The organism is Synechococcus sp. A10-1-5-1 (assembly GCF_023115425.1).
Taxonomy (GTDB): Bacteria; Cyanobacteriota; Cyanobacteriia; order PCC-6307; family Cyanobiaceae; genus Vulcanococcus.
Genome location: NZ_CP096032.1, coordinates 618,953 through 636,463 on the forward strand (window position 1 = coordinate 618,953; position 17,511 = coordinate 636,463).

General features: G+C 62.8%; 17 protein-coding genes. 7 read left to right on the forward strand and 10 right to left on the reverse strand.

Annotation, left to right across the window (positions count from 1 at the left end; all coding sequences use genetic code 11):
• Positions 1-16: 16 nt before the first annotated feature.
• Positions 17-793: a hypothetical protein gene (locus MY494_RS03275; protein WP_247911323.1), complete on the forward strand. Its 777-nt coding sequence runs from the start codon at positions 17-19 to the stop codon at positions 791-793.
• Here MY494_RS03275 and selD read toward each other — a convergent pair.
• From selD to MY494_RS03305, 6 genes are read right to left on the reverse strand one after another with little or no spacing between them, the layout of a single operon-like run.
• Positions 790-2,844: a selenide, water dikinase SelD gene (selD, locus tag MY494_RS03280; protein WP_247911324.1), complete on the reverse strand. Its 2,055-nt coding sequence runs from the start codon at positions 2,842-2,844 to the stop codon at positions 790-792. The genes MY494_RS03275 and selD overlap by 4 nt on opposite strands.
• A complete protein-coding gene (locus MY494_RS03285) occupies positions 2,841-4,274 on the reverse strand; it encodes an MFS transporter (RefSeq protein WP_247911325.1) in 1,434 nt (477 codons plus the stop codon). The genes selD and MY494_RS03285 overlap by 4 nt, the downstream gene beginning before the upstream one ends.
• Complete coding sequence (locus MY494_RS03290; RefSeq protein WP_305852211.1) at positions 4,275-5,018, reverse strand: amino acid ABC transporter ATP-binding protein; 744 nt, start codon at positions 5,016-5,018, stop codon at positions 4,275-4,277.
• Positions 5,019-5,026: 8 nt separating this feature from the next.
• Entirely contained in the window at positions 5,027-6,238 is a 1,212-nt protein-coding gene (locus tag MY494_RS03295) for an amino acid ABC transporter permease (RefSeq protein WP_247911326.1), read from the reverse strand.
• Entirely contained in the window at positions 6,238-7,194 is a 957-nt protein-coding gene (locus MY494_RS03300) for an ABC transporter permease subunit (RefSeq protein ID WP_247911327.1), read from the reverse strand. Before MY494_RS03300 ends, MY494_RS03295 begins: the two co-directional genes overlap by 1 nt.
• Positions 7,194-8,267 carry an amino acid ABC transporter substrate-binding protein gene (locus MY494_RS03305; protein WP_247911328.1) on the reverse strand — a complete coding sequence of 358 codons (1,074 nt, stop codon included), beginning with the start codon at positions 8,265-8,267 and terminating at the stop codon, positions 7,194-7,196. Before MY494_RS03305 ends, MY494_RS03300 begins: the two co-directional genes overlap by 1 nt.
• Before the next feature lie 163 nt (positions 8,268-8,430).
• Between MY494_RS03305 and MY494_RS03310 the strand changes: the two genes are divergently transcribed.
• The 5 genes from MY494_RS03310 (at position 8,431) to MY494_RS03325 (ending at position 12,624) form a co-directional block, all read left to right on the forward strand.
• Complete coding sequence (locus MY494_RS03310) at positions 8,431-9,000, forward strand: YqhA family protein (protein WP_010317753.1); 570 nt, start codon at positions 8,431-8,433, stop codon at positions 8,998-9,000.
• Between the two features lie 24 nt (positions 9,001-9,024).
• Complete coding sequence (gene pyrC, locus MY494_RS03315) at positions 9,025-10,125, forward strand: dihydroorotase (RefSeq protein ID WP_247911329.1); 1,101 nt, start codon at positions 9,025-9,027, stop codon at positions 10,123-10,125.
• 223 nt (positions 10,126-10,348) lie between these two features.
• A complete protein-coding gene (locus MY494_RS13285; RefSeq protein WP_371820705.1) occupies positions 10,349-10,924 on the forward strand; it encodes a phycobilisome rod-core linker polypeptide in 576 nt (191 codons plus the stop codon).
• The gene (locus MY494_RS13290) at positions 10,830-11,285 is read left to right on the forward strand and encodes a phycobilisome linker polypeptide (protein WP_371820665.1); all 456 of its coding nucleotides are present in this window, start codon (positions 10,830-10,832) and stop codon (positions 11,283-11,285) included. The genes MY494_RS13285 and MY494_RS13290 overlap by 95 nt, the downstream gene beginning before the upstream one ends.
• A 13-nt stretch (positions 11,286-11,298) precedes the next feature.
• Positions 11,299-12,624, forward strand: coding sequence for a carbohydrate porin (locus tag MY494_RS03325; RefSeq protein ID WP_247911330.1), 1,326 nt, complete (start codon positions 11,299-11,301; stop codon positions 12,622-12,624).
• 206 nt (positions 12,625-12,830) lie between these two features.
• Here MY494_RS03325 and MY494_RS13295 read toward each other — a convergent pair whose 3' ends face one another.
• The 3 genes from MY494_RS13295 to MY494_RS03335 all read right to left on the reverse strand — a co-directional run bounded on the left by MY494_RS13295 (position 12,831) and on the right by MY494_RS03335 (position 15,432).
• Positions 12,831-13,145, reverse strand: coding sequence for a hypothetical protein (locus tag MY494_RS13295; protein ID WP_371820666.1), 315 nt, complete (start codon positions 13,143-13,145; stop codon positions 12,831-12,833).
• 138 nt (positions 13,146-13,283) lie between these two features.
• Positions 13,284-13,766 (reverse strand): hypothetical protein, encoded by a 483-nt coding sequence (locus tag MY494_RS03330; protein ID WP_247911331.1) that lies wholly within the window; start codon positions 13,764-13,766, stop codon positions 13,284-13,286.
• Between the two features lie 301 nt (positions 13,767-14,067).
• Positions 14,068-15,432 carry a DUF2252 domain-containing protein gene (locus MY494_RS03335; RefSeq protein ID WP_247911332.1) on the reverse strand — a complete coding sequence of 455 codons (1,365 nt, stop codon included), beginning with the start codon at positions 15,430-15,432 and terminating at the stop codon, positions 14,068-14,070.
• 90 nt (positions 15,433-15,522) lie between these two features.
• On the opposite strand from MY494_RS03335, the gene MY494_RS03340 reads away from it, so the two are divergent.
• Entirely contained in the window at positions 15,523-17,022 is a 1,500-nt protein-coding gene (locus MY494_RS03340) for a peptide ligase PGM1-related protein (protein ID WP_247911333.1), read from the forward strand.
• Here the strand turns inward: MY494_RS03340 and MY494_RS03345 are convergent.
• Complete coding sequence (locus MY494_RS03345; RefSeq protein WP_247911334.1) at positions 17,019-17,489, reverse strand: universal stress protein; 471 nt, start codon at positions 17,487-17,489, stop codon at positions 17,019-17,021. The two genes, MY494_RS03340 and MY494_RS03345, sit on opposite strands and share 4 nt — an antisense overlap.
• Positions 17,490-17,511 lie beyond the last annotated feature (22 nt).

Here is a 17,511-nt window from a genome sequence, read left to right on the forward strand (position 1 = left end):
TGCTGGATCTGCTGCGATGGGCGTGACTCGTGTTGTTCTGCCTGCTGCCCTGCTGATCACGGCACTTCCAGCGGGTCCAAGCCCAGCTGCGCCCGCAACCTGCCCAATCAGCACTGGACGCTTCGCCGTGTGGGGAGCCGGAGTGATCGAGGGCAGCAAGACCCCGACGGCGCGGCTGATGGAGGAGCGCTGGCTCCCAAATGGACGCGTCGAGGGTCTGCTGGTGGAGCGACTCGGTTCCCAGGAGCGCCGCAGCGCCTACCGGGGCCAGCGCAGCATCGGCAGCAACTGCGTCGCGGTGATTGAGCGTCAGCTGCCTTGGGGCCTGGACCGCAGCGAGGTGGTCCTCGATGGCCGCGGTCGCCCCGTCTATGGCTTGATCCGCAGCACAGGGCGGGTGATCAGCAGCAGCTGGCTGCCGATGGCCACGGGCCGCTGCAACAACGCCAACCTCAATGGGCTAGTGGTTAGCCGTCAGATGGGCCTCAGCCAAGTCAGCGGAGGCTGGAGCCCCAACGCCGTTGTGCAGCGGGAGCAGTGGAAGAACGGCAGCGTGGAGGGGATCGCCCTCTCCAGCTACGGCGGCAACAGCGAAACCGCGAGCTACAGCGGCCAGCTGACCCTGAATCCCAGGAGCTGCTGGGGAACGATCCAGGAAACCGATCAGACCGGACGGAGTTACAACTACAGCGCGCTGATCGTCAATGGCCGCCGCAGCAACGGTGCCCGCGGCTACCTCTATTTGCAACGGGATCCCGGAGACCTGACGGTGGGCTGGCTGGTGCGCGACTAGGCCGCCAGCACCTTGGCAATCACAGCAGCCTGATCAAAGCCCAACTCCCGCATGCGCCCGAGTGCGGCCTCTGCGCGGAAGGCCGGAAGGGCGGCCAGCAGGGGTCCACAGGTTTGTGGATCGATCCACAACTGCTGATCAACAGCGGTAGCCGGAGCGCTCAAGTGCACGCAGCCGCCGCGATCCAACTGGGCCAGAGCCCGGGCATTGGAGGGGGCCAGGGTGCTGGCCTGCCCCTGCTCCAATAGGGCTCGCGCACCGGGGAGGGCAGCAATGGCGCCGGGATTCAACTCCACCACTTGGCCGGCTCCAAGCATTTCAATGAGGTGGCCAAGCAACCCAAAGCCCGTGACATCGGTGCAGGCGCTGCAGCCGTAAGCCCGCAACAGCTCCACCAGGGGTGCTTGGTTCTGCTGCATCGTCTCCAAAGCGGCGTCAATCCACTGGGGCTTGGCGACCCCAGCCATCGCCGCAGCAAACAGCACCCCCGTACCAATCGGCCGCGTCAAGATCAAAACCTGATCGCCCTGCAGGGGCCCTTTGGGCCAGTGCTGATCTGGGGCCACTAATCCATTAACGCTCAGGCTCAAGCCCAAACCAGCGCCATCGCGTCCCTCAAGGGTGTGACCACCGAGCAAGGGCACCCCCAGGGGGTCCAGAACGGAGCGCACACCGGCCAAGGTCTGGAACAACAGTTCCTGCTGCACCGAGGCGGCGGACTCAGGCAAGGTGACCAGGGCTTGAACGCTCTGCAGCTGAGCGCCGCAAGCCCAAAGATCGCTGCTGGCATGCAGGGTGGTCAGCCGGGCATTCAGCCACGGGTCATCCACCAGGGCAGGGAAGCCATCGAGGCTCTGCAACAGCAGATCTCCGCTTCGAGTGGGCGCCAGGACCGCGGCATCCTCCGGCGGTGGGCAATTCCCCTCAGGCTGTAGGCGGGCAAGGGCCCCCTGCAGCGGATCGGCGGCCACCTTGGCGGCACAGCCCCGGCAGGCCATCTCCTCCCCATCACCCATGGCAGCGCCCCGCGCAAACCCCTCCATGAAGCGTCGGTCGATCCGCTGCTTCCAGCGCCAAAGCCAGCGGGAGGGCCCCAGTGACCAGGGCCCATAGAACGCCACCGCCCGGGTGCCTCCATCCCCCAGCAACTGCAGCGCGCGAGCCTGGGGGTGCCAAGGCCTGAGCCCTCGCCCGGGCTGCTCCAGGCTGCGTTTGAGATTGACCGCCAGCAGCGGCGCTGCGCGCACGGCCCAGACCCCCGAGGCAGGCCGAGGATCGCGACGGAGCAGACCGCAATCCCCGGAGGCGAACACGCGGGGATGGCCCTCCACCGCCAGGCTTGGCTCAGTCCAGATCCTGCCCGTCACGGGGTCGCAGGGCAGACCACTGGCCACCAACCAGGGCGGTGCCTGAGAGCCGGTGCAGGCCAAATCAGCAGGCATCTCGGGGCCCACACCGCGGCTCAGAGGAACCCCCGCCTCGGCCAGCAGGAGCTCCCCAGCGCGGTTGGCCGCCGGTGATCCCAGGTGCAACTGCTCACCCCGCAAGAGCAGCTTGGGCTGGTGGCCCCGGGCCCGGAGCGCCAAGGCCAACTCCACCGCCGCGGCCCCGCCCCCACGAATCAGCAGCGAAGCCGGGGCCTGCTCGAGCCAACGCAGAAACGGCTCCAACGGCTTGACGCCGAGCTGGCCCTCGGCATCCCTGGTCTGACAACCCACATCGAGGCTGAGGCGATCGAACGCAAGCGGCGGCCTGCCCTTGAGCAACAGCTGCGAACGCGGCAGATCAATGCCCGTGATTTCAGCCCGCACGAAGGACACAGCTGCTCGATTGCAGAGATCGCGAAGATCAATGGCGCACTCGCCTGGACCGTAGAGGCCCGCCACCAGGCCTGGCACCATCCCGGAATAGAGGGCGGTGCTGCCGCGATTGACCAGCACCACCGCTGTGTCCTTGGGCTTGAGCTGAGGGCGCATCAACCAGCGCCGCAGCAGCAGGACATGGCTGTGGCCACCCCCGGCTAACAGCAGCAGCTGACGTGGATGGCTCAAGGCCGGTTCTGGGCCGCCGCACCCAGATCTAGACCCTTGGTTTCAATGCGATAGATCCAGGTCACAGCAGCCCCCACCAGGGACGAGAGCACCAGCAGCGGCAGCAGCCGTTGGGTGCCCCATTGCGCCAACAAGACCGGGAAAAGAAAGGCCGTGAGAACCGCGCCCACCTTGCCGGCGGCGGCCGCCACACCAGCCCCTAATCCCCGTAGATGCGTGGGGAAGAGCTCCCCCGCCAACAGATAGGTCTGGGCATTGGGCCCGACGTTGGTCATGAATTGGAACAGGACAAAGCCGCAGAGGATCAGGGGAAGGCTCTGCCCCCAGGGCCCATCACCGGAGCCCAGAGCCGCTAAAGCCAGCCCCAAGGCGCAGCCGATAAAACCGATCACCTGCTGGGGGATTCGTCCCCAGCGATCCGCCAGGGCAATGGCCACAGCGATGCCCGCCACAAAGGCCAGATCCACCAGCGCCGCCCCTTTGGCGCCCAGCAGGTCGTCGTGAATCACGGCACTGACCGTATGCCCGCCCATCGCCGTGCCGAAGAAGGCACCGATGATCACAGGGGTAAAAATCCCGATGCCATAGGTGGAGATGTCCTGAAGGAACCAGGGCACCGAAGAGAGCACCGTGGCCCGGAGCAGTCGCCCTTGGAACAGCTCCCTCCAGGAGCCGTTGCCCGGGGAGGAGACCTCAGCGGGCCTGAGCTCCACATCGGAGCGGTTCAACAGCAATCCCAGTTGCTGCTCGGCGCCCTGTAGATCACCGCGGGAGGCCAACCAATGGCTGCTCTCCGGTAGGAGCAAGCGGCCCCAAGCCACCAGGGCTACCGGAATCACGGGATAGAGGTAAAAACTGCGCCAGGCCTGCAGTTCGGGGCGCAGCAGCAACACCCCAATCCCCAGGGCTGTGGCCGCCAGGGCCCCCAGGGCCTGAAAGCTGAAGGCCCCCAAAACCAAACGACCACGAATGGCGGAGGGGATCGATTCGGAGATCACCAGATGGGCCGTGGGATAGTCCGCCCCCAGGGCAACACCCACCAGCAACAGACAGCTAAGGAGTAGGCCAAAGCTGGGACTGAAGGCCGCGCCGACCAACCCGAGCAGCAGCAGCAGCATCTCGGTAATGAAGACCGGTTTGCGCCCCCAGCGATCCGCCAGGCCGCCCAGCACCAAGGCACCGATCAAGATCCCCAACAGAGGAGCCGCCGTCAGCAGACCGCCCTCGGCGGCGCTCAGGGCAAATTCCTCATGGACCAGCGGCAGGGCGATGCCGCCGATGAAGACGACGAACCCCTCGAAAAACTTGCCCGCCGAGGCCAAGACCCAGACCAGCCACTGCATCGAGGAGAGGGGGGGCCCCGCCAGGCCTTCGCCACTGGACCAGCGGGGAACTTCGTCGATATAGGCCTGAACCTGGCGCCGTTCCATCTAGGCAATCTGGCTCAGGAATTGCCGCGTGCGCTGGTGTTGCGGTGCGCTGAAGAACTGCTCGGGCGGAGCAATCTCAACCACTTCCCCCTCGGCCATCAACACCACCCGGCTGGCCACCTGACGGGCGAAACGCACCTCATGGGTGACCACCACCATGGTCATCCCATCGCGGGCCAGCTCCTGCATCACCTCCAGCACCTCCTGCACCATCTCGGGATCGAGGGCGCTGGTGGGTTCATCGAAGAGCATCACCCGCGGCTCCATACACAACGATCGGGCGATCGCGACCCGCTGCTGCTGACCGCCAGAGAGCTGCCCGGGATACTTGTCGGCCTGCTCACGGATATTCACGCGCTCCAGCAGGTCCAAGGCCTCCTGCTCCACTTCGGCCTTGTCCCGCTTGCGCACCAGCACCGGTGCGAGGCAGAGGTTCTCGAGAACCGTCAGATGGGGGAACAGATTGAACTGTTGAAAGACCATCCCCACCTCACGGCGGATCGCATCGATGTTGCGGACGTCATCGGAGAGCGCCATCCCATCGACGACGATCGATCCCGCCTGGAAATCCTCGAGGGCGTTGAAGGTGCGAATGAACGTGCTCTTACCGGAGCCGGAGGGCCCCATGATCACCACCACCTCACCGCGATAGACGCTCAGGTCCACACCGCGAAGGGCGTGGTAGCCGTTGGGGTACCACTTCTCGACCCCGCGGGCCTCGATGATCAGGTCGCGATCCGTCATGGGGAGACTCAGGCGGGTTGAGGGTTGGGATTCAGGCGGGTTTCCAGGGCGCGGCTCCCCAAACCCAAGGCCGCGCAGCAGCACCAAAACAGCACCGCCAGCACGAGATAGACCTCGGCGTCCTTCCCGAGGAAAGCAGGGTTGGCCATCACCGCCCGGGCCGTGCCCAGCAGCTCAAACAAACCGATCAGCGAGAGCAAGGTGGTGTCCTGCAGCAGGTTGATGAACTGCCCGACCATGGCCGGCAAGGCCACCCGCAGGGCCTGGGGCAAGACCACCTTGAGCATGGCCTGATGAACCGGCAAGCCCAGGGCGCGGGCTGCCTCCATCTGTCCCGGGGGCAAGGCCACCAACCCCGACCGCACGGCTTCGGCGACATAGGCCGCCGCAAAGAAGGTCAGCACCCAAGCCGCGCGCCAGACCCGATCCGGAGTGAAGCCACCTGGCAGCAAGAGCCCCAGGATGTTCTGGCCGAGAAACAGCAGGGTGATCAGCGGCGCCCCGCGGATGAACTCGATGTAGATCACCGAGAGCCAACGCAGCAGCGGCAAGCGGCTGCGCCGGCCGAGGGCGAGCAGCACCCCCAAAGGGAAGCAAAGCAGGATCGCGAAGCTGGCCTCGATCAAGGTCAACAGCAGCCCACCCCAACGGGAAGGGGAAACCGCGGGCAGACCGAAGCCCCCCGCGATCAAGGTCATGCCCACCACGTAGAGGAACGGCCAGATCAAGGGCCAGCCCCGACGCAGCAAAGCAGGTAGGGCTGCCCCAAAGCGCCCGGCCAACCAACGGCAAGAGAGCAACAGAGTCGTGACCAGCCACCAGCGCAGGGCGATGGCGGAGCTCAGCTGAAGAAACAGCGGCAAGAGCCCCGCCAGACCCGCCAGCAGCGCAACGGCCAAACGATCATTGCCCGGCCAGAGCACGGCCCGACGATCGGGGCGAGGCAAAGCACGCAGCAGTCCCCAACTCAAGCCCGTGGCACCCGCCAGGAGGGTCGTGAGCAACCACAGGCGCCACTGCTGATCAAGCGGATAGCGGCCAATGGCGAACAGGGTGCTGTTGACCTGAATCACCGCCCACTGGGCTTTGAAGACCAGCCACTGGATCAAGGCATGGCCACCGGCCAACAGGGCGGCCAGCAGCAGGGCCGTGATCAGGCCATCGAGGGGAGACGCGAAGAAGGCGGCCCGCAGGCGCTGCAGTTGGGAGGAGCGCTCCATCAGCGACTCCTCATCTGGACAGCCCGGTTCAGCCCGTTCATCAGAGCGGAGATCACCAGATCAATCGCCAAGTAGGCCCCCAGCAGGATCACCATGACCTCCACAGCTCGCCCGGTCTGGTTCAAGGTCGTCTCCGCCACGGAATAGAGATCGGCGTAGCCGCAGGCGATGGCCAGCGAAGAGCTCTTAGCCAGGGAGATGTACTGATTATTCAGACCTGGAACGATCACCGGCAGGGCCTGGGGCAGGACCACCCGGCGCAGGGTTTGCAGAGGGCTGAAGCCCAGCGATCGGGCGGCCTCCCACTGCCCCTTGGGCACCGAGGCAATCCCTCCCCGAACCACCTCCGAGATAAAGGCAGAGATGTAGACGATCAAGCCAGTCAGGAGGGCGGCGAACTCAACGCTCAGACGAATCGGTGCCTGCCAAACCCCATTCACCAACTCAGGCATCCCCAGGTAGAGGCCCGACTGCGCCAACACCAGCCCCGGCCACTGAATCGCCTGGGCCCCACCCGGCAGGGAGAGAAAGACCACGAAATACCAGAACACCAACTGCAGCAGCAGGGGAATGTTGCGGATCAGCTCGACGTAGACCCGCGCCAGGCCCCTCAGCAAGGCGTTGCCACTAAAGGAGGCCACCCCAACGGCAGTACCGACGATCGAAGCGCCGATCAAACCAAGAACGACAACACGCAAGGTGTTGACCAGTCCCGCCAGCAGCGCCCACCAGTAGGGCTGCTCTGCACTGAAGGGCAACCAACTGCCGGAGATGTCAAAACCGGCGGGGTTGCCGATCCAGCGCCAGGTCAGCAGCAAACCGGCCGAGGCCAGGTTCTGCACCAAGTTCCCCAGCAGGAAAGCCACCAGGACCAGCACCAGCAGACCGACCACGGCCTGAACCAACCAGGGGATCAGGCGGCGGTTGCGCCACCAAGGCGTGACCGACTCAGCCATCAGCGGAAGGGCGGCGAATAGATCAAGCCGCCATCGGTCCACTGGCGATTGGTGCCCCGCTCCAGATCGATGCTGGTGTTCACGCCCAAGTTGCGATCAAAGATCTCGCCGTAATTGCCCACGGCCTTGATCACCTGAACGACGAAATCAGCCGGCAAGCCAAGCTGCTGGCCCAACTGGCCATCCACCCCGAGAAAACGCCGCAGATCGGCCTGGTTGCTGTCGGCCTGGGCCTCAGCGAGCTTGGTCTCGACGTTGGCCTGGGTGATGCCGGATTCTTCCGCCTGCATCAGGGCAAAGGCGATCCAACGCACCGCATCGGCCCAGGCCGGATCACCGTTCACCGTGGCCATGGCCAAGGGTTCTTTGCTCAGGTCGCCGGCAAGCAGGACGTGGGCCTTGGGGTCGGGAAAGCTGCTGCGTTTGGCGGCCAGCAGAGCTCGATCACTGGTGACCGCCACACATCGGCCCTGGAGATAGGCCCCGTAGGTCTGGCCGTCGTTTTGAAACTTCAGCGGCATGTAGGCGGCGTTGAGCTCCCGCATCCGATCCGCCAGGTTTAATTCCGTGGTGGTCCCGGTGGTCACGCAGATCGGCTTGCCGGCCAGCTGCTTCAAGGAGGTGATGCCGCTTCCCGCGTTCACCATCACGGCCTGACCGCCATAGAAATGGACCGGCGCAAAACTCAGGGCGTTGCCCCCTGCCGCATCGCGGCTGAGGGTCATGGTGGTGCTGCGGGAGAGCAGATCCACTTCGCCGCTATTGACCGCCGCAAAGCGCTCACTGGCGCTGAGATCGCGGAATTCCACCTTGGCGGGATCGCCGAGCACTCCAGCGGCGACCGCCCGGCAGAGGTCCACCTCAAAGCCCTGGTAGCGGCCATCAGGGGCGACAAAGCTGAAGCCCGGCAACTTGCCGTCGACGCCGCAGACCAATTCACCGCGGGCCTTCAGCGCAGCGAGCTTTTGGCTTTGCACCCCCGAACCTTCAACGGCACAACCCGTGAGGGCCAGGCCAGCGAGCAGGGGCAGCGATCGGATGACCTTGCCGCTGAGCGAAGGGGAAAAGGGCATCAACCAGGGCTCATTTCGCGAATTGTGCCACCGGTCCTCCAATGAGGCCTGAGCCTGCCACTGGTTTTTTCATTCGGCTGCTCTGAACGCGAACGAGTGCCCCACAACGTCGCCGAAACAGCGGCCTAGGGTCACCCCATCTATCGCTGCACCCAACGCTTCGATGAGTTCGATCAAGCGCCTGAGCTGGGCCATTGAGAACGTCTTTGAACGCTGGCTCTGGAAATTCCGATTAATCGCGATCGTGCCCGTGGTGATGAGCCTGCTGGGCAGCGGCGCCACCTTCATCAGCGGCACTTCAGAGATCTGGCACTCCATGGGCCTACTGCTTGATGCCTCCCCGGACGACAGCCGCACGGTGGCTCTGCTGCTTGGGGAGCTGGTGGGCGGCGTCGATCTGTATCTGATCGGGATCGCCCTGATGATCTTTGGCTATGGCGTCTACGAGCTGCTGATCTCTGACATCGAGGCGGCCCGCAGCCCTGGCGCCGGCGGCAACGGACTGCTGGACATCCGCAGCCTGGATGTTCTGAAGGAAAAGTTGGTGAAGGTGATCCTGGTGGCCTTGATCGTGGCCGCCTTTAAGTCGATGTTGATCTTCCCGATCGACAACACCACCAATCTGTTGGTCTTCTCCGGCTCGGTGCTACTGCTGGCCCTCTCGGCCTACCTGGTCTCCGGTGGTCCAAACCGATCCACCTGGAACCAGCCCAGGGAGACCCCCTTTGAGTAGAGCACTGTTGTGTAAAACGAAGGGATGACCAGCACCCTCTCGATCCGCACGCCAGACGACTGGCATCTCCACCTGCGCGATGGGGAGATGCTGCAGGCGGTAGTCGGCCACACGGCGCGGCAATTCGCCCGGGCCATCGTGATGCCCAACCTCAAGCCACCCATCACCACGGTGGAGCAGGCCAAGGCCTACCGCGATCGGATCACGGCCGCCCTGAGGGCCAGCCAAGGGGCTGACGCCGCAGCAGGTTTCACGCCGCTGATGACCGCCTACCTGACGGAAACCATCAACCCCGCCGAGCTCGAGCTGGGCTACGGCGAAGGGGTCTTCAGCGCCGCCAAGCTCTATCCCGCCGGCGCGACCACCAACTCCGATGCCGGGGTGCGCGATCTCGCCAACATCCAATCCGTGCTGGAGACGATGGAGCGGATTGGCATGCCGTTGCTGATCCACGGCGAGGTCACCGATCCAGCCGTTGACATCTTTGATCGCGAGGCGGTCTTCATCGAGCAGCAGCTCATCCCCCTGCTCCAGCGCCATCCGGGCTTGAAGGTGGTGCTCGAGCACATCACCACCGCCGACGCGGCGGACTTCGTGGCCACCGGACCCGACAACCTGGCGGCGACGATCACGCCGCACCACCTGCACATCAACCGCAACGCCCTCTTCCAAGGGGGCCTGCGGCCGGACTTCTACTGCCTGCCGATCGCCAAACGGGAACGGCATCGCCTCGCCCTGCGGGCGGCGGCCACCGGCGGCAGCAGCAAGTTCTTCCTGGGCACCGATTCAGCGCCCCACCCGAGGGGATCGAAGGAATCGGCCTGCGGCTGCGCCGGGATCTACAACGCACCGTTTGCCATCGAGAGCTACGCCCAAGTCTTCGAAGAAGAGGGGGTGCTCGATCGCCTCGAGGCCTTCGCCAGCGTGCATGGCCCGACTTTCTACGGGCTCCCGCTCAACACGGGCACGATTGCACTGGAACGCAGCGGCAGCAACGACTCGATTCCAGGCCTGATGGAGCTCGAGAACGGCAGCACGACTCCCACAACCCTGGTGCCATTTCACGCCGGTGAAGCACTGAATTGGCGCCTCAATCAGGCCCAATGGCACACAAAAGCGGCGTAAAGAGCTCGCAATCTTTCAAAGACAGCCAAGACAAACCTGCCTACTTTCGACGCGGCTGCGTGAATCACGCGCTTCTCCCACAGTCCGCCCGAACCACCTGTCTCTTGTAAAGGCGCCCGCCCTGGGCATCGAGAGGTTTGCAAACGGCCAGAACAAAGAACACTGGAAGCAGGCATCCGATAGCGATAACAGCACCATCATTCGCGCCGTTTACCAGCAGGTTCTGGGCGGACAGCATGTGATGAAGAGCGATCGACTCGAAGGCAGCGAGTCGCTCTTCCGGAACGGCTACCTGAACGTGCGGGAATTCGTGCGCCTCGTGGCCAAGAGCGCCCAGTACCGCGCCCGGTTCTTCGAGAACTGCAACCCCTATCGCTTCATCGAGCTCAACCACAAGCACCTGTTGGGCCGCGCTCCTCACAACAAAGAGGAGATGCTCCACCACTTCACGATCCTGCAGGAGCAGGGCTACGACGCGGAGATCGACTCCTACATCGATAGCGCCGAATACAACCGCAATTTCGGCAACCACCGCGTTCCCCAAATGCATGGCTGGGGCTATTCGATTGGCCATGAAGGCCGGCAGTTCTCCCATCTGATGCAACTGGCCCGCGGCGCCGCCGCCTCGGTGAAGGGCGACCGCAACGGCACCCAGTTCAAGCTGGGCCAAGCCCTGCACCAGAACCGTCCGATCCCCGTCAGCGGTGCCCTCCACTCCGAACCGGACCCCCAGCGCGGCTCAGTACGCCCACATCTCCACCGACGGTCCCTTCAGCGCAGCCGTCTCGTCCGGCAGTGATCTGCCGAGCGGCGACCTGCCCAGCACCCGCCGCATCGATGGCACCCCCGCCTACGGCTTCCGCAGCAATGAGCTGCTGGTCTCCGCTCCGAATGCCGGTGCAGCGGACAGCAGCCGCGTGGTCACGATCACCGCGACCGGCATCGCCAACAACCGCTGCATCCGCCACGGCGCCTACACCACCCGGGTGCCCTACGGCCGGATGAACGAGGCGCTGCAGCGCATCCTGCGCCAGGGCGGCCGCGTCGTCAGCGTCGTCGTCAGTGGTGATGGAAACACCGCAGCACCGGCGCCCGCCGCCGAAGCACCCGCCAAAGAGGAGAAGCCCAAAGCCAAGGGCCGCGGCCGCTCCAAGGGCTGAGCTGTCCAGCTCAGTGAATGCCAGCTACCCGGCCCAGCGGCCGGGGGTTTTTCATGGCGATTGCCGCCAAGATGGGGCCACCTTTTCGGACGCCACGGTGATCGCGCGCGGCCTCGCCACTGGATCCCTGGGCTGCCTGCTGGGACTGCTGCTTGGGGCGGGCGCGTGGGCAGGCGAAGTCGACACGCCCACCGCGGAAGCCTCGGCTGATCAGCCCTTCAGCCTGCAGCAGGCACTGAAGCTGCCGGATTGGCTGCGCGTCTCGATCAGTTACACCGCCGAGCCCATGGCCAACCCGATCGGCGGCGCGGCGCAGACATCGGCCTGGATCCAAGACACCGACCTCGATCTCCAGGTCGGAGCTGGCCTGGGCAAGGCCTCCACGGACTGGGTCGAGCTGGACCACTGGAGCCTGAATCTCAACGTCAACCACGTCGCCGGCGACGTCAGCTATGCCGGCCGGATTGGCGCCTTCCTCGCCCCACAAACCCTGGCCTACCCCGCCGGGTTCTACCCCACGGAACTCTCGCTGGAGCGTGACGCCGGAACCAGTTGGATCGGGCTACGCGCTGGTGTCATCCCGATCAATAGCGATTTCGACGGGACCTTAATGACGGCCCCGATCCTCGATAGCTATGTGCACTCGGCGCTGAACAACACCTACAACATCTATGCGGGGAACATTCCGGTTACGCCCTTCTCTGCCCTCGCGGCACGGCTGGATCTGCATCCCCACGAGAGCCTCGCCGTCTACTACGGCTGGTTTGACCTGAAAACAGCGATCCCCGTGATCACCTCCCTGGGGGCGCCGGTGAACCTCACACCCACCAAGGTCGGCGATGCCCACATCCTGCAGCTGAACTACACGCCAAAGGGTGCCGTTGCCGCCACCCCCACCTTGCCCGCTGAGCTGTTGTCGGTGGGGGGCTTCACCACGGACTTCCAGGGCGAAGGCGTCTATGGAAGCGCGACCTGGAAGAGCGGATTACGCCTGGGACTCGATGATCGGGTCTGGATTGGCGCGGCCTACTCGCCGAACTTCAGCCTGAACCAGGCCCCCAGCTTCATCGGCGGTGGCGTGGTGGTCCAAGGCGTCGTCCCCAACCGCCCCCAGGACCTGCTGATCCTGGGGGGCAGCCACGCCGGCCTGAGCTCCAGTGCACCACCGGCCTATCCCAACCGGCCCTATGAGGGCGTCCTGGAATTGGGCTACCGGCTGCAGCTCAATCCCAACCTGAATCTGCAACCCACCCTGCAGTGGATCTTCGATCCAAGCGGGCGCGAACAACCCACCCCAGGGATCCTGACCACCAGCGTCCAGATCAGTCTGAGCTTGTGAGACGACCTGAGGCCATCGCCTGGAGCAGGGCGCGGTGGTCCTCTTCCACCTGATCGCTGTAGGCCATAGCAAAGCTGGCCATGGCCCAATCAAATGTTTTGCCCTCGCCCAGGGCACCAAGAAGGAAATCGATCGAACCTATTCAGATCGATTGCACATTGAAGCTCGATATTTGCGGGAATATACACCTCAAGAACCTTTGAGCATTACCTGAACCAACTAGTTATCACCAGCACAGATGCCACCACTCCGATCAAAGCAATCATTAGGCTTACAGTGGAAGCAGATCTGGCGGAGCCTTCATACACAAAGCCTGGATCACGCAATCGATCCAGCTCTTTACTGTGACTGCAAACAGCTGATATCAAATAGAATACTCCCGTCACAAGGACTACAAGAGCAAGGATATCTACATCTATTTTTGACAGAGGTACCCTATGCGTAGCGCACAAAGCTTCTATAACTTTATGCAAACCGAACCCAAAACCTATGAGAGCTAAAGGTGTCCTAGCCCAAGCCATCAGGGTCCTCTCCGGGGCTTTTCGAGTTCTATGAGGAGCAACTCGTTATCAAGGTTCTTTTGTCAAACACGTGACTACGAAGGCGTGGGCTTCGCTGCTTAAGCATGGGCGGCGCTCAAGGTAGCACCAGAATAAAACTTAAGAAGACAAGAGAAGGTCGAGCTTTTTCTCAATGGCGGCGAGTCGTTCGCCTGTGCGATGTTTCATGTCTCTCGCTTCCTGGATAAACTTATGATTATCACTAGCAAGCTCGTGAACCGTAATGATATTCTTATGATCCTCTTCGGCCCTGAGGTCAGTTTGCTTTGCCTGTATATTTTGCCCAACGATAATGATGGGCAACAGGACTAACTGCAAAAAGGTTTGCGCCGTCCACGCGACAATTGTTATTAGATTACCTGAGCTCAAAGCATCAGGGAGTGAGACAAGTGCAAGAGCTGCGAATATATAAGCACACCACATCGTTCCAACGCTGTTAGTAATGCTTGTTGCAACTTTGTTATTCAGCCTGCCGAGCAGACTTTTACCATGAAAGGCTTTTCTTGCCTGAAAAACATTGGCTATTTTTGCCTTCAAAGGCACAGAAGACGCCTTGTCTTGATTAGAGTTTAACGAAGCCATTGGGATTGAGATTGCGTTAACGAGAAGACCGAAGGAAACCAAGGGAGTCGAATTGGGCGACTAAAGCACGGATTAAATCACCCTTGAATAACCCTTAAATGGACTCTTTTATCCTGCCAAGGACACTGAAAATAGCAACCTCTTTCTGAAATTCCGAAGCACAGTATTGGCAGCCGATAAATCCAGGTTTTCACTAGCCCTGGAGCGATAAACACGGAAACTCAAGCCTGCTCTATATATCGATAACGAAAAACATGCTCAACCTGGCTGAACGCCGTTCCATTAGCCACCAGCGTCCAGATCAGTCTGAGCTTGTGAGACGGCCCGAGGCCATCGCCTGGAGCAGGGCGCGGTGGTCCTCTTCCACCTGATCGCTGTAGGCCACAGCAAAGCTGGCCATGGCCCGATCAAACGCTTTGTCATCCCCCAGGGCGCCATGGAGCGCTTGGCGCTGTCCGCTTCTGGCGTGGGCCCGGGCCAGGACCGAGGCGCAAAGCTTGGCGTAGGCCTTCAAGGAAGCCGGCTTCATCGCGTCCAGGGGGACCGAGGCCTTCCAATCCCTGAACTGCCGCCAATACAACGGCAACCCCTTCGGCGTAGTGGTCCAGCCCAAGAAGGAATCGCACACGCACTGAATCAAGCGCTGACCTTCGACAACCCGTTGTCCCTCATGCCCAGCCTGCTCTCCGAGTTGCTGGCTGATGCAGGACGGCAGAGCCTGTTTGCTTTGCAGCAGCAGCCAATCCTCGGGGTGCGGCCCCTTCATCAAACCAATCGCACAGCGGGTCCCCACGGAACCGACACCGACGGCCTTCAGAGCGGTGTCGATCATGGCGAAGTCCTGCAGCTGATAACGCCGGTGGGACGGCAGGCTGTCGCGATAGCCCGCCAACAGGAAGGCCAGCGCCTCGGCATGGCTGGGGAGAGAGGCAGGATCGACAGGCTCCGGTGAGATCCACAACTGGGCAGGATCCAGCAGAGCGTGCCGCCAGATCAACGGCGGTTCATGGCGAATCTGGGCCGTCCCATCGGGCAGGAACTCACAGTGCTTCTGGATGGCATGACGGCCCGAACGCCGCAGAGCTTGGCCCATCGCAGCCTCCAGATGGGATCGAAAGGCCGTGGCCGGCAGGGCCTCAACAAACCGCTCAACGTGGAGCAGGCAATTCCAAAGCTTCAGGGTGGGAAGGCTGGCGTACTCCGCCATGGCCTTGCGATAGGCCCCCGCCACCTTGCGAGCCAAGCGGAATTGCTCCTCCCTATCCAGCTGCCATTGCCGTGCCACTAGGACGGCACTGACCAGGAGCCGTTTGACATCCCACTCAAACGGCCCAGGAGCCGTCTCATCAAAGTCGTTGATATCAAAAACAAGACTGCGCTCTGGCGAGGCATAAAAACCGAAGTTCAGCAGGTGGGCATCGCCGCAAAGCTGGACCTGATGGGTACTGCGGGGCAACGGAGCCAGATCCGCCGCCATCTGGGCTGCCGTACCCCTGAACCAAGCGAAGGGACTTTCGGCCATGCGGCGATGGCGCTCAGGGATCAGCCAAGGCAAGCGCGTGTGGTTCTGCTCTTCAATCCGAGCAATCGGATCCATCCGATCGATCACCGGTTGCCAAAGCGCCAGGTCCTCCCATCCAGCCAAGTTGGAATCGCTCGAACTCACCGGGCCAGGGCAGTGCACCTATTTACGACTTAGCTGGCCAACGGGCAAAACGGAAGAACCTGGCAAAGATGGAGATGCGCGCCTCGCCCTATGGCCCTCTCCTTTCGGGAACTCCAAGCGCAACTGCAGCCTGGCTGGGGCTGTGAACACAGCGGTCAGAGCGGCCAGTTTGACGTTCTGGTCGTGCCCTCACTCAGCATGGACCAGGCCCTGATGGCCTTGGTGACCGGAGCGCACCACTACGAAGAGCGCCAGTTGTTTTCCCTGATTCGGCTCCGGGATCCCGGCGTCAGGGCCATCTACGTCACGAGCAAGTTGCTGCCAGAGCTGGTGGTCGATGCGGTCTTGGAGCTCTTACCCGGTGTGCCCACCTCCCATGCCCGCCGGCGTCTGCAGCTCTTTGATGCCGACGACGCCTCGAACCGTCCGCTGACTGAAAAACTGCTGGAGCGCCCAGCCCTGCTCGCACGGATCAAGGAGCAATTACGACCCGGCCGCAGCTTCATCAGTTGCTTCGTGGTGACCGAGTTGGAAAAACAGCTCTCCGAGGCACTGCAGATTCCGCTCCTGGGCACAGACCCAGCCCTGGGCCATTGGGGCAGCAAAGCCGGCAGTCGAGAGCTCTTTGCCCGCTGCACAGTTCCCCATCCACCGGGGAGTGATCTGGTCCACAACCTCGAGGACCTGGCCGAAGTCACTGCAGAGCTCTGGGAGGCCCACCCAGAACTCAAGCGCTGCGTGGTCAAGCTCAACGAAGGGATCAGTGGAGAAGGCAATGCATCCCTAGATCTTGAGCTGTTGCAACTGCAGGAGCTCTCTGCCGCAGGCCGTCGCCAGCGGCTGCGGCAAGAACTCGATCATTTACCGATGCCCGCCAAGGGCTGGCTGAGCCTGCTGGCTGAGCAGGGTGCCCTGGTGGAAGCCTGGCTTGAAGGAGGCGACCAGCTCAGCTCCCCCAGCGTGCAAGGGACCATTCATCCGGGGGGCTCCGTTGAGGTCCTCTCCACCCATGAGCAGATCCTGGGGGGGACCAATGGACAGACCTATCAAGGCTGCCGGTTCCCCGCGGACAAGGCCTATCGCCTCGCACTGATGCGCCATGGCCATGCCGTTGGGGAAGCCCTGGCCGCTGAAGGAGCGCTCGAGCGCTATGCAGTCGATTTCATCGCCCGCCTGATCGATGGGCAGTGGGACCTGCAAGCGATCGAGGTCAACTTGAGGCAAGGAGGAACCACCCACCCCTATATGGCCCTTCGGGCCATTACCACCGGCACGCTCGATGGGGAATCGGGTGAATTTCTCTCCCCCACCGGACAGGCCTTGCACTACATGGCCACCGACAACCTCACCCACCCCAACCTGCGAGGACTCCTGCCAGCGGACTTGATTGACATCGTTGCCGAAGCGGATCTGCACTACGACCCCGCCCGCCTGCGGGGCAGCGTCTTTCATCTACTGGGCTGCCTTTCGGAGTACGGCAAGTTGGGGATGACCTGCGTGGGCCGCAGCGCCGCAGAAGCCAAGCAGGTCTACACGGCCACCACCGGTCAGCTCATCCAGCAGGCCACCAACGTCAAGAGCGGGCCCTAATCCTGGCCGCGGCCGGGATAGACCAGCACCGGGAGGTCAGCGTGGGTGAGGACCCGTTGGGTTTCACTACCGAGCACAAGACCAGCCAAGCCGCGCCGGCCATGGGAGGCCATGAAGATCAGATCGCAATTGTTCTCGCTGGCTGCCTCAAGGATCGCCTCGTAGATGACGGCATTGACCGAGGTCTCCCCATTCGCGAGCACACCTTTGCTGCTGGCCTTGGCCTTGGCCTGCTCCAAGACCGATTCGGCGTAGTCCGCATTGGCCTTGTTGAACTGCTCGCTCAACAGAGGATCGAGGACTAAGCCCTCGCCATAGAGGGCCACGTCAGGGCGGCCATAAAAACTGGGTTGAACATGGAAAAAGGTGACCATGGCACCGATTTCACTGGCCATCTGGACCGCCTGATCCACTGCCAACTGGGAGAGTTCTGAACCGTCAGTTGGCACCAGGAGATGACGAAACATCAGCCGCAGTCCTTCGCTCTAC